Source organism: Sphingopyxis macrogoltabida, from assembly GCF_001307295.1.
Lineage (GTDB): Bacteria > Pseudomonadota > Alphaproteobacteria > Sphingomonadales > Sphingomonadaceae > Sphingopyxis > Sphingopyxis macrogoltabida_B.
This window is the reverse complement of record NZ_CP012700.1, coordinates 2349338-2372755: the sequence shown is the minus strand read 5'-3', so window position 1 is coordinate 2372755 and position 23418 is coordinate 2349338. Positions and strand designations below refer to the sequence as shown.

Annotated in this window: 22 protein-coding genes; 14 read left to right on the top strand and 8 right to left on the bottom strand. The window is 66.0% G+C overall.

From position 1 onward, the window contains the following. Positions 1 to 97 precede the first annotated feature (97 nt). From phhA to AN936_RS11150, 9 genes are read left to right on the top strand one after another with little or no spacing between them, the layout of a single operon-like run. Positions 98 to 985 (top strand): phenylalanine 4-monooxygenase, encoded by an 888-nt coding sequence (gene phhA / locus AN936_RS11190; protein ID WP_084758289.1) that lies wholly within the window; start codon positions 98 to 100, stop codon positions 983 to 985. Further along, on the top strand, positions 982 to 1887 hold the full coding sequence (locus AN936_RS11185; protein ID WP_054588227.1) for a tryptophan 2,3-dioxygenase: 906 nt from the start codon (positions 982 to 984) through the stop codon (positions 1885 to 1887). The genes phhA and AN936_RS11185 overlap by 4 nt, the downstream gene beginning before the upstream one ends. Further along, complete coding sequence (gene kynB / locus AN936_RS11180) at positions 1884 to 2513, top strand: arylformamidase (RefSeq protein WP_054588226.1); 630 nt, start codon at positions 1884 to 1886, stop codon at positions 2511 to 2513. Before AN936_RS11185 ends, kynB begins: the two co-directional genes overlap by 4 nt. After that, positions 2510 to 3751, top strand: a complete 1242-nt coding sequence (gene kynU, locus AN936_RS11175) for a kynureninase (RefSeq protein ID WP_054588225.1) — start codon at positions 2510 to 2512, stop codon at positions 3749 to 3751. The genes kynB and kynU overlap by 4 nt, the downstream gene beginning before the upstream one ends. Continuing rightward, positions 3748 to 4767 carry a carbon-nitrogen hydrolase family protein gene (locus AN936_RS11170; protein WP_054588224.1) on the top strand — a complete coding sequence of 340 codons (1020 nt, stop codon included), beginning with the start codon at positions 3748 to 3750 and terminating at the stop codon, positions 4765 to 4767. Before kynU ends, AN936_RS11170 begins: the two co-directional genes overlap by 4 nt. Further along, the gene (locus AN936_RS11165) at positions 4764 to 5897 is read left to right on the top strand and encodes a cupin domain-containing protein (protein ID WP_054588223.1); all 1134 of its coding nucleotides are present in this window, start codon (positions 4764 to 4766) and stop codon (positions 5895 to 5897) included. Before AN936_RS11170 ends, AN936_RS11165 begins: the two co-directional genes overlap by 4 nt. 26 nt (positions 5898 to 5923) lie before the next feature. Continuing rightward, positions 5924 to 6832, top strand: a complete 909-nt coding sequence (locus AN936_RS11160) for a fumarylacetoacetate hydrolase family protein (protein ID WP_054588222.1) — start codon at positions 5924 to 5926, stop codon at positions 6830 to 6832. A gap of 11 nt (positions 6833 to 6843) precedes the next feature. Next, entirely contained in the window at positions 6844 to 7596 is a 753-nt protein-coding gene (locus AN936_RS11155; RefSeq protein WP_269465189.1) for an Asp/Glu racemase, read from the top strand. A 48-nt stretch (positions 7597 to 7644) separates the two neighbouring features. Further along, the gene (locus AN936_RS11150; RefSeq protein ID WP_054588221.1) at positions 7645 to 8475 is read left to right on the top strand and encodes a transporter; all 831 of its coding nucleotides are present in this window, start codon (positions 7645 to 7647) and stop codon (positions 8473 to 8475) included. 37 nt (positions 8476 to 8512) lie between these two features. Here the strand turns inward: AN936_RS11150 and AN936_RS11145 are convergent, their stop codons facing one another. The 3 genes from AN936_RS11145 to AN936_RS11135 form a co-directional block, all read right to left on the bottom strand. Beyond that, entirely contained in the window at positions 8513 to 8866 is a 354-nt protein-coding gene (locus AN936_RS11145; RefSeq protein WP_054590233.1) for a RidA family protein, read from the bottom strand. 105 nt (positions 8867 to 8971) lie between these two features. Further along, on the bottom strand, positions 8972 to 9601 hold the full coding sequence (locus AN936_RS11140) for a helix-turn-helix domain-containing protein (protein ID WP_257719801.1): 630 nt from the start codon (positions 9599 to 9601) through the stop codon (positions 8972 to 8974). Positions 9602 to 9742: 141 nt separating this feature from the next. Then, positions 9743 to 11002, bottom strand: coding sequence for an FAD-dependent oxidoreductase (locus tag AN936_RS11135; RefSeq protein ID WP_158500078.1), 1260 nt, complete (start codon positions 11000 to 11002; stop codon positions 9743 to 9745). 272 nt (positions 11003 to 11274) lie between these two features. Between AN936_RS11135 and AN936_RS11130 the strand changes: the two genes are divergently transcribed. After that, entirely contained in the window at positions 11275 to 11907 is a 633-nt protein-coding gene (locus AN936_RS11130; protein WP_158500077.1) for a TetR/AcrR family transcriptional regulator, read from the top strand. Positions 11908 to 11939: 32 nt separating this feature from the next. Here AN936_RS11130 and AN936_RS11125 read toward each other — a convergent pair whose 3' ends face one another. The 4 genes from AN936_RS11125 to AN936_RS11110 form a co-directional block, all read right to left on the bottom strand. Further along, entirely contained in the window at positions 11940 to 14000 is a 2061-nt protein-coding gene (locus AN936_RS11125; RefSeq protein ID WP_054588217.1) for a prolyl oligopeptidase family serine peptidase, read from the bottom strand. Positions 14001 to 14032: 32 nt separating this feature from the next. Then, complete coding sequence (locus AN936_RS11120) at positions 14033 to 14533, bottom strand: hypothetical protein (RefSeq protein WP_054588216.1); 501 nt, start codon at positions 14531 to 14533, stop codon at positions 14033 to 14035. Next, complete coding sequence (locus AN936_RS11115; RefSeq protein WP_054588215.1) at positions 14530 to 16344, bottom strand: CocE/NonD family hydrolase; 1815 nt, start codon at positions 16342 to 16344, stop codon at positions 14530 to 14532. Before AN936_RS11115 ends, AN936_RS11120 begins: the two co-directional genes overlap by 4 nt. A gap of 304 nt (positions 16345 to 16648) precedes the next feature. Next, entirely contained in the window at positions 16649 to 18124 is a 1476-nt protein-coding gene (locus AN936_RS11110) for a M81 family metallopeptidase (RefSeq protein WP_054588214.1), read from the bottom strand. A gap of 162 nt (positions 18125 to 18286) precedes the next feature. Here AN936_RS11110 and AN936_RS11105 point away from each other — a divergent pair, with 162 nt between their 5' ends. Together AN936_RS11105 and AN936_RS11100 are read left to right on the top strand one after the other, a co-directional pair. Beyond that, positions 18287 to 19288, top strand: a complete 1002-nt coding sequence (locus tag AN936_RS11105) for a dipeptidase (RefSeq protein ID WP_054590232.1) — start codon at positions 18287 to 18289, stop codon at positions 19286 to 19288. Continuing rightward, positions 19258 to 20589, top strand: coding sequence for an alanine racemase (locus AN936_RS11100; protein ID WP_201782984.1), 1332 nt, complete (start codon positions 19258 to 19260; stop codon positions 20587 to 20589). The genes AN936_RS11105 and AN936_RS11100 overlap by 31 nt, the downstream gene beginning before the upstream one ends. Here AN936_RS11100 and AN936_RS11095 read toward each other — a convergent pair. Next, on the bottom strand, positions 20586 to 20921 hold the full coding sequence (locus AN936_RS11095) for a hypothetical protein (protein WP_054588213.1): 336 nt from the start codon (positions 20919 to 20921) through the stop codon (positions 20586 to 20588). The two genes, AN936_RS11100 and AN936_RS11095, sit on opposite strands and share 4 nt — an antisense overlap. Positions 20922 to 21051: 130 nt before the next feature. Between AN936_RS11095 and istA the strand changes: the two genes are divergently transcribed. Together istA and istB are read left to right on the top strand one after the other, a co-directional pair. Then, positions 21052 to 22566 carry an IS21 family transposase gene (gene istA, locus AN936_RS11090; RefSeq protein ID WP_021238707.1) on the top strand — a complete coding sequence of 505 codons (1515 nt, stop codon included), beginning with the start codon at positions 21052 to 21054 and terminating at the stop codon, positions 22564 to 22566. Next, on the top strand, positions 22553 to 23281 hold the full coding sequence (istB, locus tag AN936_RS11085) for an IS21-like element helper ATPase IstB (protein WP_031304487.1): 729 nt from the start codon (positions 22553 to 22555) through the stop codon (positions 23279 to 23281). Before istA ends, istB begins: the two co-directional genes overlap by 14 nt. Positions 23282 to 23418: the final 137 nt, after the last annotated feature.

Below are 23418 nucleotides of genomic sequence, written 5' to 3'. Positions count from 1 at the left end.
CAAACAATCGGGGATTTGGAGCGGCTGCGAGCCGCAAATTGCGGACAATGTTTGCAGGCATCCGGCCTATCCTCCCGTCAGCTTTGGGAGAGCGCGCTTGGCTGCGACACATATTTTCGATGCCCCGCCCGAAGGGGTCGCCGCGGACTGGACGATGCCGCAGGACTGGCCGGCCTTTACCGCCGCGCAGCATGCGACCTGGCGGACGCTGTTCGAGCAGCAGTCGGCGGCGCTGCCCGGCTATGCCTGCGCGGATTTCCTCAGCGGGCTCGACATATTGCGCGCGGTGCCCGCCGGGGTTCCCGATTGTGCCGCGCTCAACCGCCATCTGAAACCCGCGACCGGCTGGGAAATCGTCGCGGTTCCGGGCTGGATCCCCAACGAGCCCTTTTTCGAGCATCTCGCGAACAAGCGGTTTCCGGCAGCCAACTTCCTGCGCCCGCCCGAGCAGATCGGCTACAGTGAAGAGCCCGATATGTTTCACGACATTTTCGGCCATGTCCCGATGCTGACCAACCCGGCCTTTTCGGAATTTCTGGTCGCCTATGGGCAGGCGGGGCTGCGCGCCGAGAAGCTTGGCGCGTCGGATTTCCTCGGGCGGCTGTGGCTCTATACGACCGAATTCGGGCTGGTGGTCGAGGATGGCGAACTGCGCGCCTTCGGCGGCGGCCTGCTGTCGAGCTATGCCGAGACGGTCGCCGCGCTGACCTCGCCCGAGCCGCGCCGCATCTGGCTCGATATCGAGCGGGTCATGCGGACCAAATATCATTTCGACGAATTTCAGCGCATCTATTTCGTCGTCGAAGGGTTCGAGGCGCTGCTCGCCGCCACCGAGGAATCCGACTTTTCTTCGATTTACAGCAGGATCGGCGACGATATTCCGCTCGAACCGGAAGATGCTTTCCCCGGAGACCGCGCCTATGATGGCCCCCTGCAGCCGGTCCGCCCGGGGCCGGCCTTCATGAACGGAGGCGCGCGCCCATGATCCGGCAGAGCAAGGACGACGGCACCACCGTCTTCGAAACCGAAATCGACGGCGAGACGATCCAGTGGGACAATGGCCTTACCTATGCGCGTCATCTCCAGACGCAGCAGCTGCTGTCGGCGCAGGTGCCGGTGTCGGACAAGCCCGACGAGATGCTGTTCATCATCATGCACCAGACGATGGAGTTGTGGATCAAACTGGTGCTGCACGAGGCGCGGCTGGTCGTCGGGGCGATCCGGGCCGACCGCCTGGAGATCGCGGGCAAGGGGCTCGACCGCATCGCGACGATCCAGCGCCACATGATCCATAGCTGGGAAGTGCTTGCGACGCTGACGCCGCATGATTTCCTGACCTTCCGTGGTTTTCTGCGCCGCGCGTCGGGGTTCCAGTCGCAGCAATATCGCGAACTCGAATATCTGCTCGGCAACAAGCGCGGCGACATGATGATCGTCCACCAGGACGATACCGAAGCGACGCAGCGGCTGCGCGCGGCGTTCGAGGCGCCGTCGCTTTACGACGAGTTGCTGAAGCTGCTCGCGCGGCGCGGTTTCGATATTCCCGCCGATCACCTCGAGCGCGACTGGACTAAGGCGTATGAACCTTCCGAAGCGGTCGAGCAGGCGTGGCTGGAGATCTATACCGACCCCGAGCATCACTGGGACCTTTATATGCTCGCCGAGAAGATCACCGCGCTCGAATATTATTTTCAGGAATGGCGCTTCAAGCACATGAAAACGGTGTCGCGCGTCATCGGTCACAAGCCGGGGACGGGCGGATCGTCGGGAGTCAATTACCTGGTCAAGGCGCTGAGCCTCAGCTTCTTCCCCGAACTCTGGTCGATGCGCACGTTGATGGCGGCGCCGCGCGAAGGCGGCGATTATGTCGGCGAGGCGAGGGCATGAGCCGGATCTGGGACATTTCGCAGCCGCTCCATGCCGGGGTTCCGGTGTGGCCCGGCGAGCCAGCGTTCGCGCTGCACAGCCATGCAGTGATCGGCGACGGCTGCCCGGTCAATGTCGGCGGTATGTCGACGCCGCTGCATGCTGGAACGCATGGCGATGCGCCGCTGCATTATGCCAATGACGGCGTGTCGTCGGCAGACAGCGCGCTCGATCCCTATATCGGGCCGTGCGTGCTACTCGACGTCCGCCATGCGGAAGGGCGCGTCGAAGTCGGCGATATCGACTGGGATGCGGTCGCGGGCGCCGAGCGGGTGCTGCTCAGGACATACGAGTCGTTTCCGCACGACGCCTGGGACAGCGACTTTACCGCGATCGCCGCCGAGGTGATCGCGCGGCTCGGCGGCATGGGGGTGCGGCTGATCGGCACCGATGCCGCGTCGCTCGACCCCGAACAGTCGAAGACGCTTGACGCGCATCAGGCGGTGAAGGCGGCCGACATGCGGATCTTGGAGGGGCTGGTGCTCGATGACGTGCCGCCGGGGCGGTACGAACTGATCGCGCTGCCGCTGCGCATCGTCGGCGCCGACGCGAGCCCGGTGCGCGCGATTTTGAGGGAGCTTGCATGACCGACACGATGTTCGCCAACGATGTCGCGGCGCGCGACGCCGCCGACCCGCTCGCGCACTTTCGCGAGCGTTTTCACCTGCGCGACGGGCTGATCTACCTCGACGGCAATTCGCTCGGCGCGCTGCCGAAAGCGACGGGCGAGCGGCTGGCGCGGGTTGTCGCCGACGAATGGGGCGAGGGGCTGATCACCTCGTGGCTCGGCGCCTCATGGTCGACCGCGCCGCGGCGGATCGGCGACAAGATCGCCCGTCTGCTCGGCGCGAATCCTGGCGAGATTGTCGCGAGCGATTCAACTTCGGTGAATATTTTCAAGGCGCTGACTGCCGCACTTTCATTGCGGCATGAACGGTCGGTGATCCTGTCGGAAGCGACCAATTTCCCGACCGATGTCTATATGATGCAGGGCATCGAGGCGTTTTCGGGCGGGCGGGTGAAGGCGATGACCGTCGCGCCCGACGATGTCGTCGATGCGCTGAACGAAGACGTCGCGGTGCTGCTGCTGACGCAGGTTCATTACAAGTCAGGCCGCGTCCGCGACATGGCGGCGATTACCCGGCGGGCACATGAGGTCGGAGCGCTGGTGGTCTGGGATTTGAGTCACAGCGCGGGGGCGATTCCGGTCGATCTGGGTGGCGCGGATGCCGATTTCGCGATCGGCTGCGGCTATAAATATCTGAACGGCGGCCCCGGTGCGCCCGCCTATCTGTTCGCCGCGGCGCGACACCATGCGGCGACTCCGGTGCTGTCGGGCTGGTTCGGCCACGCGCGGCCGTTTGCTTTCGAGGAGGATTATGACCCGGCCGCCGGTATCGAGCGTTTCCAGTGCGGGACGCCGCCGGTGCTCGGCCTCGCGGCGCTCGAGGTCGGGGTAGATCTGCTGCTCGAAGCCGATATGGCCGAGCTGCGCCGCAAGTCGCTGGCGCTCGGCGATCTGTTCATCGAGCGGATGGCGCCGCTTTGCGATGCCTATGGCTTTACGCTGGCGAGCGTCGCGGAGCATGCGGCACGCGGCAGCCAGGTCGCCTATGCCCACCCGCAAGGCTATCAGATCGTCCAGGCGCTTAAGGAATATGACGTGATCGCCGATTTCCGGGCGCCCGACATTTTGCGCTTCGGGCTGACGCCGCTCTACCTCGGCTATCGCGATGTCGTGGAAGCGGTAGCGCGGCTCGAAAAGGTCTGTGCGGCGCGCGCGTGGGACAAGCCGCAATATCACGAGCGGGCGGCGGTGACATGAGCGACGTGTCGGCCCCCTTTTTGCCCAAATCGCGCGTCGCGGCGGTGCAGGCCGCGCCGGTGTTCCTCGACGCCGCGGCGACGGTCGACAAGGCGTGTGCGCTGATCGCCGAAGCGGCGGCGGGCGGCGCGCAGCTTGTAGCGTTCCCCGAGGTGTTCGTCGCCGCTTACCCCTATTGGAACTGGCTGATGACGCCGATCGAGGGGGCGGCTTGGTTCGAGCGGCTCTATCGCGCCTCGATCCGCGTCGACGGGCCCGAGGTTGCGGCGCTGTGCGCGGCGGCGCGCGATCATGGCTGTACCGTCGTGATCGGGATCAACGAGCGCGATCCGGTCAGCGTCGGCACCCTCTACAACACCAACCTGATCATCGGCTCCGACGGCAGCCTGCTCGGCCGTCACCGCAAGCTGGTGCCGACCTGGGCCGAGAAACTGACCTGGGCCGGCGGCGACGGTGCCTCGATCCGCGTGTACGACACGCCGGTCGGGCCGCTGGGTACGCTGGCGTGCGGGGAGAATACCAACACGCTGGCGCGCTTCGCGCTGCTGTCGCAGGGCGAGCTCGTCCATGTGGCCAATTATATCGCGCTGCCGGTGGCGCCCGCGTCGTATAATATGGCCGAAGCGATCCGCATCCGCGCCACCGCGCACAGTTTCGAGGGCAAGGTCTTCACCATCGTCGCCTGTTCGACGGTAAGCGAGGAGATCATCGCCGCGATGAGTGTCGAGCGCCCCGAAAACCGCGCCTTGCTCGAACGGCGGAGCAGCGCCTGGTCGGGGGTCATCGACCCGCATGGCAATCTGGTCGGCGAGGCACTGATCGACGACGAGGGCATCGTCTATGCCGATATCGACCTCGGCGCCTGCGTTGGGCCGAAGCAGATGCACGACATCATCGGCGGTTATAACCGCTTCGACATCTTCAACCTGACCGTCGACCGGACGCCGCGCGCGCCGGCGACGTTCGCGGATGCGCCACCCGCCGTGGAGGGCGCCAGCGAGGAGGAGCCGTCATGACCGACCATCCCGCCGTGATCGACCCGCGCGACAAGGTGCTGGGGCGCTCGCACGTCACCGACACACCCGAACTGGAAGCCTTTTATCAGGAGCTTGCGGGCCGGAATGCAGGCGCATTCTGGAAGCGCGCAAATGCGATCGAGCCGTGGGAGCCCGAGACACGCTATCGCCCGACACTGTGGCGTTATGCCGATATGCGTGCGCTGTGCCTGCGCGCGATCGACCTCGTCCGGCCCGAGGAAGCGGGGCGGCGCGTCGTCACCCTGCTCAACGACAGCGATGCGGGCCGCGAGAATGTCGCGGTGTGCGGCTGGCTGTTCAGCGGCATGCAGGCGATGAAGCCCGGCGAAATCACCCCCGCGCACAAGCACACCGCCTCGGCGCACCGCTTCATCATGGAAGGGCGCGGCGCCTATACAGTCGTCGACGGGCATCATATCACGCTGGGCGCCAATGATTATGTGCTGACCCCGAACGGCTGCTGGCACGACCATGGTATCGCCGCCGACGGCGAGGTGTCGATCTGGCAGGACGGGCTCGATATTCCGTTGATGAACTGCATGGAAACGAACTTCTATGCGGTTCACGACCAGCCCCGCCAAACGCCGGCCTTTCCGTCGAACGATCTGCCGCTGAGCTATGGCGGCGCGGGGCTGCGGCCCGAGGGCGTCGGCGCGTGGGACAAGCCTTATTCGCCGGTGATGGTCTATCGCTGGGAGGCGGTGCGCGATGCGCTGTGGAACCTTGCCGCGGTGTCGGAGGGATCGCCGTTCGACGGGCATCTGATGCGCTATGCCAACCCGCTGACCGGCGGCTGGGCGCTGCAGACGATGGGCGCGCATATGCAGATGCTGCCCGGTGGCTTTCGCGGGCAGGCGCACCGGCACACCGGCAACGTCGTCTATAATGCCGCGGGCGGGCGCGGCTATTCGATCATCGGCGGCGAACGGTTCGACTGGGAAACGCACGACATCTTCTGCGTGCCCGCGTGGATGTGGCACGAGCATGTCAACCTCGACCCGTCCGAACCGGCTTTCCTTTTTTCGTTCAACGACTTCCCGGTGATGGAGGTGCTCGGCGTCCGCATCGAGGAGCCTTATCCCGACCACGGCGGCCGCCAGCCCGCCTGATTTTTCCAGACAGACAGGACATCTTCATGCGCTTCGTAACCTATCGCACGGTCGAAACCGAACCGCGGCTCGGGCTGCTTCACGACGGGCTGGTGATCGACGTCGAATATTTCGGCGACGCGATCGGGCAGGACCTGCCCTCGACGATGCTCGATTTCATCGATCTGGGGCCGATCGGGCTGCGCTTCCTCAAGGAAGCGGTCGCCGGCGCAACGGCGGCCGATCTGGTCGGCACCTCGCTGCCCGGGGGCAATGTCGCCTTGCTCGCGCCGATCCCGCGGCCGCGCAAGAATATCTTCGGTATCGGTCTCAACTATACCGAGCATGTCGCTGAATCGGCACGCAGCCTCGACACGTCGAACGAACTTCCGAAGCAGCCGGTGATCTTTTCGAAGCCACCGACCGCGGTCGTCGCGTGGAATGATCCGATCCGCCACAATGCCCGGGTGACGCAGCAGCTCGACTGGGAAACCGAGCTGGCGGTGGTGATCGGCAGCACCGCGCGTCATGTCGCCGAGGCCGACGCGCTAAACCATGTCTTCGGTTACACGGTGATCAACGACGTTTCGGCGCGCGACTGCCGCCGCGCCGGGCAGTGGATCGTGTCGAAGGGGCAGGACAGCTTCGCGCCGATGGGGCCGTGCATCGTCACGGCGGACGAGATCGGCGATCCGCACAACCTCAATCTGTCGACCCGCGTCAACGGGGTCGAGAAGCAGAACAGCAACACCCGCTTCATGCTGTTCAACGTCAACCAGCTCATCGCCGATATTTCGAGCGTGATGACGCTGGAGCCGGGGGACATCATCGCGACCGGCACCCCGGCGGGAGTCGGCGCGGGCCGCGATCCGCAGGAATTCATGTGGCCGGGCGACGTCGTCGAATGCACCGTCGAGGGCATCGGCACGCTGCGCAACCCGATCGTCGCGGTCTGATGGGCGGAATCATGGCAAGACCGATCCGGATCGGGCAGATCGTCCCGAGCTCGAACGTCACGATGGAAACCGAAATCCCGGCGCTGCTCCGTGCGCGCGAGGGCATCGCCCCCGAACGCTTCACTTTCCACTCGTCGCGGATGCGGATGAAGAAGGTGACGAAGGAGGAACTGGCGGCGATGGACGCCGATTCGGACCGCTGCGCGCTCGAACTGTCCGACGCCGCGGTCGACGTGCTCGGCTATGCCTGCCTCGTCGCAATCATGAGCATGGGCGAGGGCTATCATCGCGTGTCGGAGGCGCGGCTGCACCAGCGGACGGTCGAGAACGGCCATGCCGCGCCCGTCGTCACCAGCGCCGGCGCGCTGGTCGAAGGGCTGAAGGTGCTGGGGGCGAAGCGCATCGCGCTGGTCGCGCCCTATATGAAGCCGCTGACCCAGATGGTCGTATCTTATATCGAGACCGAGGGTGTCGAGGTAAGCGATTGGCTTGCCCTCGAAATTCCGGACAATCTGGAGGTCGCGGCGCAGGACCCGGCGAACCTGCTCGACCATTACAAACGGTTTGACCTGAGCGGCGTCGATGCGCTCGTCCTGTCGGCGTGCGTCCAGATGCCGTCGCTGACGTCGGTGCAGAAGATCGAGGATGCGATCGGCAAACCGGTGATATCGGCGGCGATCTGTACCGCGCACCAGATGCTGACGCGGCTGGGCCTGCGCACCGAAGTGCCCGGCGCCGGGGCGCTGCTGTCGGGCCGCTATTAAGGCGGCCAACCGCTTGCAAAGTATCGGGATGTGGGGAATGGGTCGGCGATGACGATTGCCGCCCGGACCCGATCAACTCTGCCGTTCGCGGCGGCCTTGCTGCTGCCGATCGCCTTGATCGCAAGCCCCGCCGCCGCCGAGGGGCAGCGCGAGCTTTGCCCCGACCGTCCGGGGCTCGGCACGCCGGCCTGCACCGTCGACCGCGGCAAGGTGATATTCGAGCTCGGGCTCGGCGACTGGACACGCGACCGGCAGGGGCCGGTGCGAACCGACACGGTGCAAGTCGGCGATGCGCTGGTTCGCATCGGCCTGACCGAAAGCCTCGAGGCGCAGCTTGGCTGGACCGCCTATGGCCATGTCCGGACCCGCGACCGCGCCGCAGGGACTGTCCGCAAGGCATCGGGGATAGGCGACGTCACACTCGCGCTGCGACAGAATCTGCGCAATCCCGACGGATCGGGCTTTTCGGTCGCGGTGATGCCCTATGCCAGCCTGCCTGCGGGCGGCAGCGCGATCGGTGCCGGCGACTGGGGCGGCGGATTGCTGGTGTCGATGAGCTTCGACTTGTCGGATTCCGTGTCGCTTGCCGTCACGCCGCAGGTCGATGCGGCGGTCGACGGCGATGGCGCCGGACGGCATCTGGGTTATGGCAGCGTCGTCGGCCTTGGTTTCGGCCTGAACGACAGCCTCTCGGCGGCCGCCGAAATATCGCTGTACCGCGACCGCGATCCCGGCGGCCACAATACGCAGGCGCTGGCGGGTCTGTCGATGGGCTGGCAGGCCGGCGACGACACGCAGCTCGACGTCGGGGTGAACTTCGGCCTCAACCGGGTCAGCCCCGACGCCGAGGTCTATTTCGGCATCGCGCGGCGGTTCTGAAGGGGGCGGCTTTCCGACTCCCTCCGATCGCGCCGGGTCAGCGGCGAAGCTGCGCGACCGCTTCGATCTCGACGAGCGCGCCGTCGAGCACGAGATCGCTGACCACCGTCGACCGTGCGGGGTAGGGGGCGCTGAAACGCGCGGCGTAGGTCGTGTTGAAGCCCGCGAAATTTTCCTTCGACGTGATCCAGATCGTCGTCTTGACCACGTCGGTCAGGTCAAGGCCGAGGCTGGCGAGATGGCCCTCTAGCCCGTCGAGCGCGCGCCCGGTCTGGGTAACGATGTCGTCGCCGAAGACCTTGCCGTCGGCGAGCGAGAGCTGGCCCGAAATGAAGACGAGGTCGCCGGCCTGGCGAACCATCGACAGCGGCAGGGCGGAAATATTAGTCATCATCTTGCTCCTTGATTTGGTCGGGACGTGTTGGTGCGAAGGCCGCGGGCGCGACCGTCGTCGATCTTTCGCCTTTGCGGGGCGGGTTATGGCCCTTCGGCGCCCCTAAGCGGCTTTGCCGGGGCGGTGGCTGGCGCTGGGGACGAGGGCCGACAAATCCTCGTCGGCGCTCGACATGACGCCGATGGTCAGCGTTTCGCCCGATTTCGCATCGCAGACATAGGCATGGCCCATGCCCGAATCGATATAGATCGACTCGCCGGGGTTCAGTTCGATCGGATCGTAAAATTCGGTGTGCACGATCAGCCGTCCCTCGACGACATAGATGAACTCCTCGCCCGAATGGCGGACGAGTTCGCCGAATTCCTCGATCGTCTTGGCGCGGATGCGCGTGATGACGGGCACCATGCGCTTGTTCCGAAGCTCGGTGCAGACATAATTATACTCGTAATTGGGCGTTTCGACGCGGACCGCGGTTTCGAGCGTGCCGACGCTGCGCCGTCCGAGCACGGTCGCCGCCGCGGGCTCCTCGGCGAACAGGTCGGCCATGCTGATGTTGAGCCGCTCGCTGACCTGTTGCAGCTTGTCGTAAGTGAGCGACAGCCGGTCATGCTCGACCTTCGACAGGGTCGACATGGGGATGCCGCTGTGCTGGCTCATTTCCTTGAGCGTCCAGCCGTTGCGCGTGCGAAGGCCCGCCATCACCGCACCCAAAGTCTTTCGACCACCTGCCACCGATATTCGCTCCTTCTGTTTCGGTCCGATACTTATATCCTAATCAGGATAAATTGAAGTGCTTCGCCCTAGATTTCCTGTTCTTTTCGGGTTTCCGATCGGATCGCCTGCACGGTCGATCGGTGCCGCGGCATGACAAAATCAGCGGCATGGCGCATAGGGCGACGGGTCGAGTTCGGGCGCCGTCCCCGCCATCAGGTCGGCGAGCAGGCGCGCCGAGCCGGCGGCGAGCGTCCAGCCGAGATGGCCGTGGCCGGCGTTGACCCACGACCCCGCGACCCGGCCGGGTCCGATATAGGGGCGCCCGTCGGCGGCGACCGGACGCAGCCCTGTCCACGGCTGGCCGGTCGCGAGCACGGCGCCGCTGGCGACCGCCGGATAGGTCGCCTTGAAAAGCTGGCCGAGATTGCCGATCCGCTTCGGATCGAGCCGTAGGTCGTGGCCCGCGAACTCGGCAGTTCCGGCGACGCGGAGCCGGGTGCCGAGCGGGGTGATGGCGGTGTGATAGCCGTCGTCGATGACCGGCAGGCGCGGCATCGGCCCCGCGGGGTCCGGCGTGTAGGTCATCGAATAGCCTTTGACCGGCTTGACCGCGAGATCGAGCCCGAGTTTCGCGGCGAGCGCGGGGCTGGCAACCCCGGCCGCGACGACGACCCGTTCGGCCGCGATCGTTTCGCCTGCCAGCCGCACGCCTGCGACGCGGCCGCCGCGCACCTCGACTGCTTCCACCGTCTGGCCGTAGCGAAAGATGCCGCCAAGCTCGGCGATCGTTCGCGCAGCCTCGCGGCAGAAAAGATAGGCGTCGCCCGACGCGTCGCCGGGATAGTGGATCGCGCCGGCAATCTCGGCGCCCACCGGGGCGAGGCACGGTTCGACCTCGACCGCGCCGTTGCCGTCGAGCGGCCGGGCTTCGATGCCATGTTCGCGGACGAGGTCGGCGATGGCGAGCGCGGCGTCGAATGCCGCTTCGGTGCGGAAGAATTTGAGCGCGCCGCCGTCCGATGCATCGAAGGCGAAGCCGAAGCGCTCGCGCAGTTCCTTCATCGCCGTGAGCGAATAGGTTGCGAGTTCGAGGTTGGCGAGCGTCGCCTTGCGGTGCGGCGCGGCGCGCGAATTGAGCAGGAATTGCGGGCCCCAGCGAAGGAGCGAGGGCAGGGCGCCGAGGCGGATCTTGAGCGCCGCCGACGAACTGACGAGATATTCGAACAGGTGGCGGTGGACGCCCGGGGCATTCCACGGATCGGACATCGACGGGGTCAGCAAGCCGCCATTGGCGAAGCTGGTGCCCAGCCCCTCCTGCGCCGCCGAATCGACCAGCGTGACGCGCTCGCCGCGCCCGAGAAGCTCGAGCGCCGTGGTCAGTCCGACGACTCCGCATCCGATGATCAGATTGTCGGCCACCGCATTCTTTCCCTTGCCGCCAGCGTGAGTCGCGGCGTCTTCGCCCACCTCGCGCCGGGCCCCACCGGCTTAGCGGTTGCGCCAAAAATCGACAATACAGAAATGTATGGTCGGAACGGAAAAATATATTCCGGCGAAGCCAATTTCGCCTTCGTCATTATCGCCGGCCGGTAAAACTGGCCGTTCCTAAACAGGCAATTGATCGATACAGCGATCCATGGGCGAACCGACTTCCATGCGATGGAAGCGCGATGAACAGAGGAGCAGGTGCAGTGGCGAACGGTCGTTTGACCCGCGGGGACTGGATCGCGGTCGCGCGCAAGGCGCTGATCGCGTCGGGCGTCGACGATGTGAAGGTGGATGTACTGGCGCGCCGAATGAAGGTGACGCGCGGCAGCTTCTATTGGCATTTCAAGCATCGGCAGGAATTGCTCGACGCGCTGCTGGAGGACTGGAAGGACAATAATCGCCGCGAAATCGCCGCGATCGAACAGCGCGCCGCGGAGGGGGCGACGGGGCTGATCGAGTTGTTCAAGGTCTGGCTGGGCGAGGACCCGAATTTCCCGGCGTTCGACATCGCGATCCGCGTCTGGGCGCGCAAGTCGCGCGACGTAACCAAGGTGGTTCACGATATCGACGACGCGTGGATCGGCTTGTTCCAGCTCTTCCTCGAGCGCAACGGGATACAGGGGACCGAGGCGTTTGTCCGCGCCCGCGTGATGTATTTCCACCAGATCGGCTATTACGCCCTCGCGATCCGCGAGAGCATCGAAGACCGTATCGAACTGGCGCCCTATTATTGCACCGCGGTGACCGGCCTGCCGGCGCCCGAGGGGCTGAAGGACGCGCTTCGCACGCTCGAAAAGCCGAAACCGCGGGCGAGGGCCAAGCCCAAGGCTGCCTGAGGAGCGCGCTGGGGCGCGGCCCGTGGCGTCGGTCACGACGAGACCGGCGCCATCCCCAGTTCGGCCATCACGAAGCCGAGCCATTCGGCGCGCTGGGTCACCGAGGTGTCGGCGTCGAACGAGGCGTGGCCGGTGTCCCTCCACACGCGCAGCAGCGTCCGGTGGCCCGACGTCGATGCTTCGAGCATCCGCGCCGTGAACTTGCGGCCGTGGAAGGGACGGCAACCGGCATCCTTTTCGCCGAAGACCTGGAACACCGCGGGATAGGCGATGCCATCGCGGACATTGTGATAGGGCGAATAGGAATAGAGGATCTTCGACATCACTGGATCCTGCGGATCGCCATAATCCTGCCAGAAGATCGCGCGGATCGGCGCCGATTCGGCGTCGTCGGGAAGCGGCTCCATCTCGTCGAAGGTCGGCACGTCGGGGACGACGACGCGGAACAGGTCGGGGCGATGGACGATCGCGACCCCGGCGAGCAGGCCGCCGTTGCTCGCGCCGGTCATCGCCAGCCGGTCGGGCGCGGTGACGCCGTTGGCGATCGCTTCCTCGACGATGGCGAAGAGATCGAGATAGCTGTTCCATTTGCACGCGAGCCGGCCGCTGTCGTGCCAGATCTTGCCATATTCGCCGCCGCCGCGGATGTTGGCGTGGATCAGCACGCCGCCGGCGCGGACGAAGGGCGTGAAATGGGCGAGGAAGGCCGGGACAAAGGCCGAATTGAAACCGCCATAGGCAGTGATTAGCGCCGGGCGCGGCGCGCTGAAGTCCAGATCGTCGCGGTGGACCAGATAATAGGGGATATGGACGCCGTCCTTGCCGCGCGCAAAATGCTGGCTGACCTTGATCCCGTCCAGTTCGACCTCGGGCGCGACGACGGTGCTAACCTCGCCGCTGTCCAGGTCGTAATGATAGATGCCGGCGGTCTTGGTGAAGCTTGCATAGTCGAAGGTCAGCGCGTCGGTGCGGTCGAAACGGTGGAAGGCACTGATCCAGCTCGCGCCCGCGTCTTCGAGCGGCACGAGCTGTTCGCTGCCGTCGACGGGATCGATGACGCGGAGGCGCAGCGAGACGTGCAGCAGTTCGGCGACGACGATCTTGCCGCGGATCGTGCCGACGGCGCGGATCACCGCCGCGCCTTGCGGCGCGATCTCTCGCCACGTGCTGCGGTCCTGCGAAGTCGCCACCGGAATGGCGACGATGCAGCCGCGCGGCGTGTCGTCGCCGTGCGCGCGCGCGACATAGGTGTCGGCGTCGAGCCAGCCGCCGGTCAGTTCGCCGTCATAGCCGTCGGGGATGAAGGGGCGCCATTCGCCCGTCGTCGTATCGCCGACGACATAGGCGGTGCGTTCGTGCGGGCCCGAATCCGCGATAACCCAGCGTTCGCCCGGCGAGACGTTGCAACTGAGGCCCGACATGTTGGCGGGCACCTCGGCATCGCCGAACACGACCTCGGGCCGGTCGGCAACGCCCTCGTCGAGCGCGACGAAGCCGATGCGGTGGCGCCCTTGCGCGTCGCGGCCGTGGAGATAGAAGCCGCTGCCGTCGGCGAGCCAACCCGGGATCGCGCCGCTGTAACCGATCGCCGGCAGCGGCGCGCGCAGCGCCTTGCCGGTCGCAGTATCGAAGATATGCCATTCGCCCATCATGTCGCCGCCGATGCAGACGATCGCCGCGACGCGGGCGCCGTCGGGCGACGGCTCCCACCACAATACCGCCGCGCTCGCCGCGTCTTCCCGCGCGACATGGTCGGCGAGGGCGAAGACCGGCTGCCCCGCGTCGGCGAGGCTGGTCGAGGTCCAGACCACGCGCCCGCCGCCGCCGGGGGGCGGCGCGATCCAGAACCAGCGATCGCCGCGAAGGCGCGGCGGTGTCCGCGAGACCATGAAATTGCCGGCGTCGTTGGCGCGGATCTGTTCCTTGAGCGCCTCGAAATGGGGCCAGGCGCGCGCTTCGCGCTGCGCGATCGCATCCTGTTCCCACTGCCACGCCAGCGCTTCGTCGCTGTCGTGCTGGAGCCAGTCATAGGGGTCGTCGAAGGTGACGCTGCCGATCGTCTTGGTGACCGGGCGGCGGGGTGTGGTGGTCATCTATTGTCTCCCGGTTGGGCGTGAGGCGCGGTTCAGCCCCGCGTTTCGAGTTTGGCCTTGATGCTTTCGAGATAGCCGGTCAGCGCGGCGTCGAATTGCGCGGTCATTTCCGCCACCGCGGCGGCGATTTCGGCGCGCCCGGCGCCCGCAGGCTGCGGTATGCCGAGCGTCGAATGGCAATCGAGACGGTAGCGGGTGCCACCGGGAGCCGCCTCGGCATGATAGGTCGCATAGACGATCATGCCGCCCGCGAGATAATCGGCGAACATGCTCAGCCGGTGCGCGATCTCGTCGCGTTCGGTGACATGGCAGAGGCGCTCGTCGACGACGGCGCCATCCTGTTCGAGGCGTATGCGGTAGCCGCCGAGACAGGCGGCGGGATCGTCGAGCGGTTCGATCGCGTAGCCGATCTCGCGGAACTTCTTCGCCTCGATATATTCGTCGAGGATCGTCTGCCACACCGCGGCGGGCGGCGCGGCGATGTCGACCGCGGCATGGTTGACGATCGTCACGCGGACATTCTGTTCGGTCATGGGCGGGCGCTTTCGAGGACGGGAAGTTCGAGGCGCGACGGCCGCGCTGCATCGTGAAAGACGGTGATCGTCGCGGTCTGCATCCGCGTCGCGGTGGCGATCGGTTCGCCGGTGTTCGGGTTGGGATCGACGAAGGGGAAGAAGTCGGGGCGCAGCAGCAGCGCGAGGCGATGCCCGGCGGTGAGTTCGTGCGCCGAGAGGGTGAGTTTCAGCCGCACCTCGACCGGCTCGCCGGGCACCATCGGCACCTCGCGGTCGAAGCCTTCACGGTAGCGGAGGCGCAGCGCGTGATAGGCAAGTTCGACCACTGATCCGTCGGGCCGGATCTCGGCGAGATGCGCGACGATATCGGCATCGGGCGTGTCGGTCGCGACGTGCAGCACGACTTCGGTTTCGCCGAGGATCGCGAGCGGCTGGGCGAGCGGTTCGGTGCGGAAGAGCAGGGTGTCGATATGGCGGACATGTTCGTCGAGGCTGCTGATCCGGCCGAGCGCTTCGGTGAGCGGCGCGGCGAAAGGCATCGCCGGGTCGGCGCGCATGCGGTCGGGATCGCCCTTGATCGCATCCGCGTCGGTGACGAGCGTGCCGCCGCCATATTCGCCGTTCGCGGCGCTGTCGCTGGCGAGGAAGAAGGACAGGCTGCGCACTTCGCGCGGCGGGAAGGCATCGAAGACTTCGTAGCGATTGCGTCCGGTGATGAAGATCTTCGCCTTGCCGCCGAGGTCGGGGCCGTTGCCCTTGCCCTTGAGATGCTTGTCGTAAAAGGCGAGGCGGATCGGGAAAGGATCGGCCGCGGCCGCGGCGTCGAATTCATGCGGGCCATAGCTGCTGCTACCGCCGGTATAGACCTGGCCATGGTCCCACGGGCCGAGCAGCAGCTGGCGGTCGTCGCGGTCGCGGGCGTTGGCGGCGACGCCGTGCCAGGCACCCATCGCGCCGAGGCTGGGGTCGAAATTGCCGGTGATGAACAAAGCCGGCAGGTCCATCGCGGCATAATCCTCGGCGCCGAGGGACCGCTCCCGCCACCAGTCGTCGAAGGTCGGATGTTCGAGCGCCTCACGGTAATGCGCGAGCTTGTCGCCCTTCAGCACGTCGTCGGCGGCGTCGATCGCCGGGCGCATCATCAGGCGGCGGAACCAGTCGGGCTGCGCGAGGATGGGCAGCGTCGAGACGAAGCCGCCGGTGAGTTCGGCGAGCGAGCCGATCGAGATCAGGTTCAGCCAGTTGATCGTGTGCTGGCGGGTGAAGGCGCCGCCGAAATAGGGGAGTTCGCGGAAATAATTGACCGCGGGTACCTGCGGGATGATGCATTTGAGGTGCGGCGGCCGTTCGGCGGCAGCGAGGAGTTGGGTGAGGCCGACATAAGAGCCGCCGTCCATCCCGACATTGCCATCGCACCATGGCTGCGCGGCGAGCCATTCGATCGTGTCATAGCCGTCGGTGCGCTCATAGGGCGAGCTGAAGCGGAATTCGCCCTCGGACTCGCCGGTGCCGCGGATGAGCTGGTTGACGACGATATAGCCGTGGTCGCGGTAACGGAGCTGGCGCAGCCGCGCCCAGCCGAGCACCTCCTCGCGGTACGGCGTGCGCCACAGGATCACCGGCGCCGGGGCGTCGCCGGCAGGGCGCCAGACATAGGTATCGAGCCGCACCCCGTCGCGCATCGGCAGCATCAGTCTGAGGTCGGGGTCGGGCATCATTTCGATCGCGGGCGTGTCGCTGCCGCCCGCGCGGCCGAGCAACGTCATCGAATCGTGCGGGGCTTCGTTGGCGGCTTCCGGGCCGTTGGGGGTAACCGTCTCTTTGCTCATTCCCGTCCCTTCCGGCTTTGACGATGCCGATTTGTCTTCCTGCGGGGAAACGAATCCTCAGTGGAAAATCTGATAGCGATATAGAAACATACAATACTGTACTGTCAAGCTTGGATGTGTCTGGCGGAGACTATATGCAGAAGAGGGCGGTGGCCATTGGCGGGTACGGAAGGGGAATTTGACTCTCTTCGTCATCCCGGACTTGATCCGGGATCCATTGCAGCGCCGAAATCGTGGACCCCGGATCAAGTCCGGGGTGACGGAGAAGGAAAGTTCGGTTTCAGTCGGACTGTCTGGCCAGCGATCAATCCGGCGCCGCATCGGCGTCGATCGGCCAGATCGGCCGTTGCAGCCTTTTGTATCGCGCAGGGTCGAGGTCGAGCGTCAGCGAGCCGGGAGTTTCGCAATAATAGATTTTGGCAGCGAGCGGGGCGAAGCGTTCGTAGAAATGCTGGGTCGATTTGACGACGATAACCCGCGCCGCCGACAGATCGACGCCGAGGGCGGTGAGGCAAACAGGATCATAGACCTGCTGGCGCACGCTGTTGACGACCACCTGCACGCCGCCGATCCGCAGCAGCGCCGCGCGGCCGATGCCGAACATCAGGCCGCCCGCCGGGTCTTCCTGTTCGATGTCGTCGGCGAGCGCGATCACGGTGGCTTCGCCATCTACCGGTAGCCCCGCGAAGGGGCCGGTCTTGCCGCCGAGGCGCAGGTTGAGCCGGTTGCCGACGCCCGCCTGATGCGCAAAATCGACCGCGACCGGATCCCAGATCATCGCGAGCGCCGCGTCCTCGACGCCGCGCTCGATCAGCCGGCGGAGGATGAAGGTCGAATCGGCGCCCGCGCCGCCGCCGGCGTTGTCGGCGACATCGGCGATGACAAACGGACCGGCTGCGGGCGACGCCGCGATCTCGTCGAGGATCGTGTCGATCGGCTTGCGCAGGCTGCGCGTTTCCTCGCGCGCCGCGAAGAAGCGGCGGCCGAGGTCACGCGCGAGGCCGGGCACGTCGGCCTGTCCGGGCTCGGCGACGACGACCACGGCGGCGCCGACTTCGGGATGGTCGGCCCACGGGAAGCCGTGCATGAGCGACACGGCGTGCACCCCGTCCTGCCGCTCGGCGGCGAGCACGGCAGCGTTGACCGCCTCCATCTGCGGCAGCGTCGTGTAGAAGAGACCGAGCATCGGCACGCGCCGGATATGGTTGCGGGTGCGGATCTCGCCGCGCACGAAGCGCTCGCCGATGTCGAAAAGCTGCTCGCCGCGTTCGTCGAAATCGGTGTGCGGGTAAAGGAGGCAGGCGACGAGCGCGTTCGATGCCTCGGCCATCCGCGCCGTCACATTGCCGTGCAGGTCGAGTTCGACCCCGATGAACACGTCGGGCCCGACAATTTCGCGGACCTTTTCGATGACGTCGCCTTCGCAATCGTCATAACCGTGCGCCATCTGCGCGCCGTGCAGCATCAGCAGCACCATATCGACCGGCATCGCGGCCCGGAGGTCGGCGAGGATTTCGTCGCGGAGGCCCTCATAATCCTCCTGCCGGCACGGCGCCGCAGGTTCGGCGAAGGCGTGGAGCGAGGCGTGGGCGGTATAGCCGCGCTCGCGCGCGAGCCGCAGGAAGGTGCGATAGCCGAACTGCTCGTAAGCCGCGGGCTCGGGGTCGGGTCCTGTGCGTTCGGGCCGGTAATACATCGGGTTCACGAAGGAATCGCGGGTGCAGGGGATGGCCGAAAAAGCGTTGGTTTCCATCATCATGCCGGCAACGAATATGTTCATGCATTTCCTCTTTCCGGGCATCGCGCCCTCGGGCCGGGCTCGCTCGCCATTTCTCGCGGCGGCCGCATTTTTTTGTCGACTCATATCCAAACACTTGTGTATCGTCGGGTCAATGGGCTTTAGCGAAGCCGAGGCCGGGAACGGGAGGAAAGCGTGAATCTGATGACGCCGCGGGCACTGCTCGACGACAGTCTGGTGTGGGACAATCACGGCTGCATGCCGCTGCGTCCGCTCGACGAGAGCTTCCTGCCGCAGCTTGCCCGTTACCGGGCAGGCGGCGTCAATGCGGTGACGATCAACATCGGCTTTGGCGATCAGGGCGTCGAGGAACATGTCCGGATGGTCGCGCAGTTCCGCCGCTGGCTGGCGCTGAACGGCGACGATTATATGCTGGCGACCTCGGTCGAGGATATCGAACGGGCGCGGCGCGAGGGCAAGCTGGCGGTGCTGTTCGACATCGAAGGCATGAACGCGATCGCCGACCAGCCGAGCCTCGTCCAGCTCTATTACGACCTTGGCGTCCGCTGGATGCTGATCGCCTACAACCGCAACAACCCGGTCGGCGGCGGCTGCCAGGACGAGGATCAGGGACTGACCGCGTTCGGCCGCACCATCCTCGACGAGATGGCGCGTGTCGGCATGGTCGCCTGCTGCTCGCACACCGGCGAGCGGACCGCGCTCGAGGTGATGGACTATAGTTCGCGGCCGGTGATCTTCTCGCACAGCAACGCGCGCGCGATCCACGATCATCCGCGCAACGTCCGCGATCATGTGCTGAAGGCCTGCGCCGCGACGGGCGGCGTCGTCGGGCTCAACGGCATCGGGCTGTTCCTCGGCAAGGGCGGCATCGATCTGGTCGATGCGCTGATCAACCACCTCGACCATATCGTCGGCGTGGTCGGGATCGAGCATGTCGGGCTGGGGCTCGATTATGTGTTCGACGCCGCCGAGCTCGAGGAATTCCTGGCCAATCCGGCGATCTTCCCGCCCGAACTCGGCTATGGGCCGACGCTCGAAATGGTGCCGCCAGAGGCGATGGAGGAGATTGTCGGCGGGCTCGGCAAGCTCGGCTATGCCGACGACGACATCCGCGCCATCCTCGGCGGCAATCTGATGCGCGTCGCAAAGCAGGTGTGGCGCCCGGCGTTCGGCTTTTCGGGCTGATCGCGGCCATGCTGGCGCTGCAGGACATTTGGGACAGCCTTGTCGACGATTGCACGAAGGGCATTCCGGCAGGCACGGGGCTGCCGCTCTGCGATATCGGCGGGCAGGGCTGGCGGTTGCTGGCGGGCGACACGCCCTTGCCGGCGGCGGTGCTGCGGCAATCGGCAATCGAGCATAATGTCGACTGGATGCGGCGCTTTACCGGGCTGACCGGCATGGTTCTCTGCCCGCACGGCAAGACCAGCATGAGCCCGCAATTGTTCGACCGCCAGCTCGAGGCGGGCGCGTGGGGGATGACCGCGGCGACGGTGTCGCACCTCCATGTCTATCGCCGCTTCGGCGTGCAGCGCATCCTGCTCGCCAACCAGCTCGTCGATCCCGCCGGTATCCGCTTCGTGCTGTCCGAACTGACACGCGATCCCGGGTTCGATTTCTATTGCCTCGTCGATTCGGTGGCGACGGTCGCCATGCTGCACGACGCCGCGGCGAAAAGCGGCTGTCCGCGCCCGATCCAGCTGCTCGTCGAAATCGGGCAGGCCGGCGGGCGCACCGGCGCGCGCAGCGTCCAACAGGCGATCGAGGTCGCGCGCGCCGTCCATGCGGCCGCCCCGCATCTCGCGCTGCGCGGCGTCGAGGGGTTCGAGGGGGTGCTCGAAGCGGCCGAGCCCGCCGAAACGCTTGCGCGGATCGAGAAAATGCTGGGCGATATGGCCGCGGTCGCGGTTGGCTGCGATGCCGAGGGGCTGTTCGCCGACGGGCCGGTCATCGTGTCGGCGGGCGGATCACAATATTACGACCTGCCGCCCTCGCTCGCCCGGCGGCTGGGCATGTCGCGCGAGACGCTGCTCGTCCTGCGCAGCGGCTGTTACATCACCCATGATTCGAGCTGGTTCAGCGAATATGCGAAGGCGATTGCGCAGCGTATGCCTGCGGTCGGCGAACTCGGCGAAGGCTTGCGCCCGGCGATCGAGGTGTGGGCCTATGTCCAGTCGCTGCCCGAACCGGGGCTGGCGATCGTGACGATGGGCAAGCGCGACGCCTCGTTCGACGTGCATCTGCCGACGCCGCTGAAATGGCACCGCGACAACATGGCCGCGCCGGCAGCGCTGGCGGGGCACCAGGTGCTGAAGTTGAACGACCAGCACGCCTATGTCGCGCTGCCCGACGACAGCCCGCTTGCCGTCGGCGACCGGATCTGCTTCGGTATCGCGCATCCGTGCACGACCTTCGACCGCTGGCCCGTGATGATGGTCGTCGATGACGATTACCGGGTCGTCGACGCGATCCGTACCTTCTTTTAATCGCCGCGCTGGAAGATCATCGCCATTTCCTCGATATCGAGGTCGCGTTCGAGTTCGTGGAGCACCTCGTCCTCGATCAGCCCCGCGCGGTGGATACGAATCAGTTCGGCGCGGCTCGCGGCAATCGCTTGCAGCAGCACGTCGAAATGCGAACGCAGCCCGTCCATCGCCGCCGCCGGTTCGGCGGTGTAGCGCTCCATGAAGCGCATGCGCTTGCGATGTTCCTCGAGCATCATCGGGTGGATCAGCGTGCCGTCTTCGTCATAGGCGAGCCGTTCGACGACCGCCGACCGGGCGTGCGCCATCGCGCCCTCGGCGGCGGGCAGCGCCATCTGCGCGGGCGGATCTGAGGATCAGCGTGCAATAGGCACCCCCTTCGTGGGGTGATCGGCGTGCAAAAAGGACCCCTTCATCCCGGGGATTTAGTCGGCCGACTGGTTTTGATCAGTTGGCGAGAACGGGATGTTGATCGTGGAGACAGTGGTTCGGATTCGGCGTGAGCATGCAGCGGGTAAGGCGATCAAGGCGATCGCTCGTGACCTTCGTTTGTCGCGGAAGGTCGTCCGCAAAGCGATCCGGTCGCCGGAGGCGGCGTTCAACTATCAGCGCAAAGTCCAGCCGCTGCCGCGGATCGGTCCTTATCAGGATCGTCTCGATGCGCTGCTTGAGGAGAACGAAGGTCGCGGCCGCCGCGATCGGCTACGGATGACGCGTATCCATGACCTGCTGGTGCGCGAGGGGTTCGATGGATCCTATGATGCGGTGCGCCGCTATGCGGCGCGCTGGCGTGCTGCGCGGCGGAAGGATGCTGGCGAAGGCGCACCGGCGTTCATCCCGATGACCTTCCAGCCGGGTGAGGCCTACCAGTTCGACTGGAGCCACGAGGATGTGGAGATCGCCGGCAAGCCGATGCGGGTGAAGGTGGCGCATATGCGTCTCTGCGACTCGCGCGCACCCTATGTCCGGGCCTATCCGCGCGAGGGCCAGGAGATGCTGTTCGATGCCCATGCCCGGGCGTTCGCGTTCTTCGGCGGTGTGCCGCGACGCGGTATCTACGATAATATGAAGACGGCGGTGACGGCCGTGTTCACCGGCAAGGAGCGTGTGTTCAACCGCCGCTTCCTGATCATGACCGATCATTACATGGTCGAGCCGACCGCCTGCTCGCCGGCGGCGGGATGGGAGAAGGGCCAGGTCGAGCAGCAGGTCCAGACGATCCGAGGCCGCTTCTTCCAGCCGCGACTCCGGTTCGCCAGCCTGGCCGAGCTCAACGGGTGGCTGGAGGCCGAGTGCCGGCGCTGGGCCGAGCATCATGCCCATCCCGAACGCGGGGATATTACCGTCGCCGAGGCGCTGGATATGGAGCGACCGGCCCTGCAGCCGATCCTGGCACCGTTCGACGGCTTCCATGAGAGCGAGCATGCCGTCACCGGCACCTGCCTCATCAGCTTCGATCGCAACCGCTACTCGGTCATGTCGACGGCCGCACGCCGGACCGTTCAGGTGCGCTCCTATGCCGATCGCATCGTCATACGCTGCGGCGATGCGATCGTCGGGGAGCATGAGCGCCACTTCGGTCGGAACCGCACGATATACGATCCCTGGCATTATCTGCCGGTCCTCGCGCACAAGCCCGGCGCGCTGCGTAACGGCGCACCGTTCCAGGACTGGGATCTGCCGCCCGCCCTGCACCGATTACGGCGAAGGCTCGGCACCGGGGACGAGGCCGATCGCAGGTTCGTGCGGGTCCTCTCGGCGGTGCTCACCGATGGCCTGGAGCCGGTAGAGGCTGCCGTGCGCGAAGCGTTGGCGAACGGAACGGCCAGCGACGAGCTGATCCTCAACATCCTCTCCCGGCGCCGCGAGCCGGCGACACCCCACAGCATCGTCACTTCGGAAGACCGGATGCTGCAGCATCCTCCGCTCGCCGACTGTGCCCGCTATGATCTGCTGCGAGGCTATGATGCAGCGGCATGATATGATCGACACGATGCGCGGCCTCGGACTCAAGGGCATGGCGGCGGCGTTCGACGAGGCGGTCACCACCGGCCTCCAGCGCAAGCGCACCACCATGGAGATACTGACCGACCTGCTCCGTGCTGAGGCGACCCACCGGGATGCAGCCTCCATCCGCTATCGGATGACGGCTGCGAGGCTGCCCGTGGTGAAGGACCTGGAGCGGTTCAGCTTCGAGGGCACACCGATCAATGAGGAGATGATCCGCTCCCTTCACGATGGCTCCTTCCTCCCGCCTCGCCGCAATATCGTGCTGGTCGGCGGCACGGGGACAGGCAAGACCCACCTCGCCATCGCGATCACCGCCAATGTCGTGCGAAGGGGCGCTCGCGCCCGCTACTTCAACACCGTCGATCTGGTGACACGCCTCGAAGAGGAGACCCGGATCGGCAAAGGCGGGACCCTGGCGGCGCAGCTGTCGCGGCTCGACCTGATCGTGCTCGACGAGCTCGGTTATCTGCCGTTCGCCCGCTCGGGAGGGCAGTTGCTGTTCCACCTCATCAGCAAGCTTTATGAGCGGACCAGCGTCATCATCACCACGAACCTCGCCTTCGGCGAATGGCCGACCGTGTTCGGCGATCCCAAGATGACCACGGCGCTGCTCGACCGCGTCACCCACCACTGCGATATCGTCGAGACGGGCAACGACAGCTGGCGCTTCAAAAACCGCAGCTGACAGCCACCTTCGGCGCCTTCAAAAATCTATCTTGCGCTGCGCGCGCCTCCGGTCGGGCTACGCCCGCCCTCCGCCGCACGCAGCGCAAGGCCATCTTCAACAAACCAGCATCATATTATCCGAAAAGGGGGTCCCTC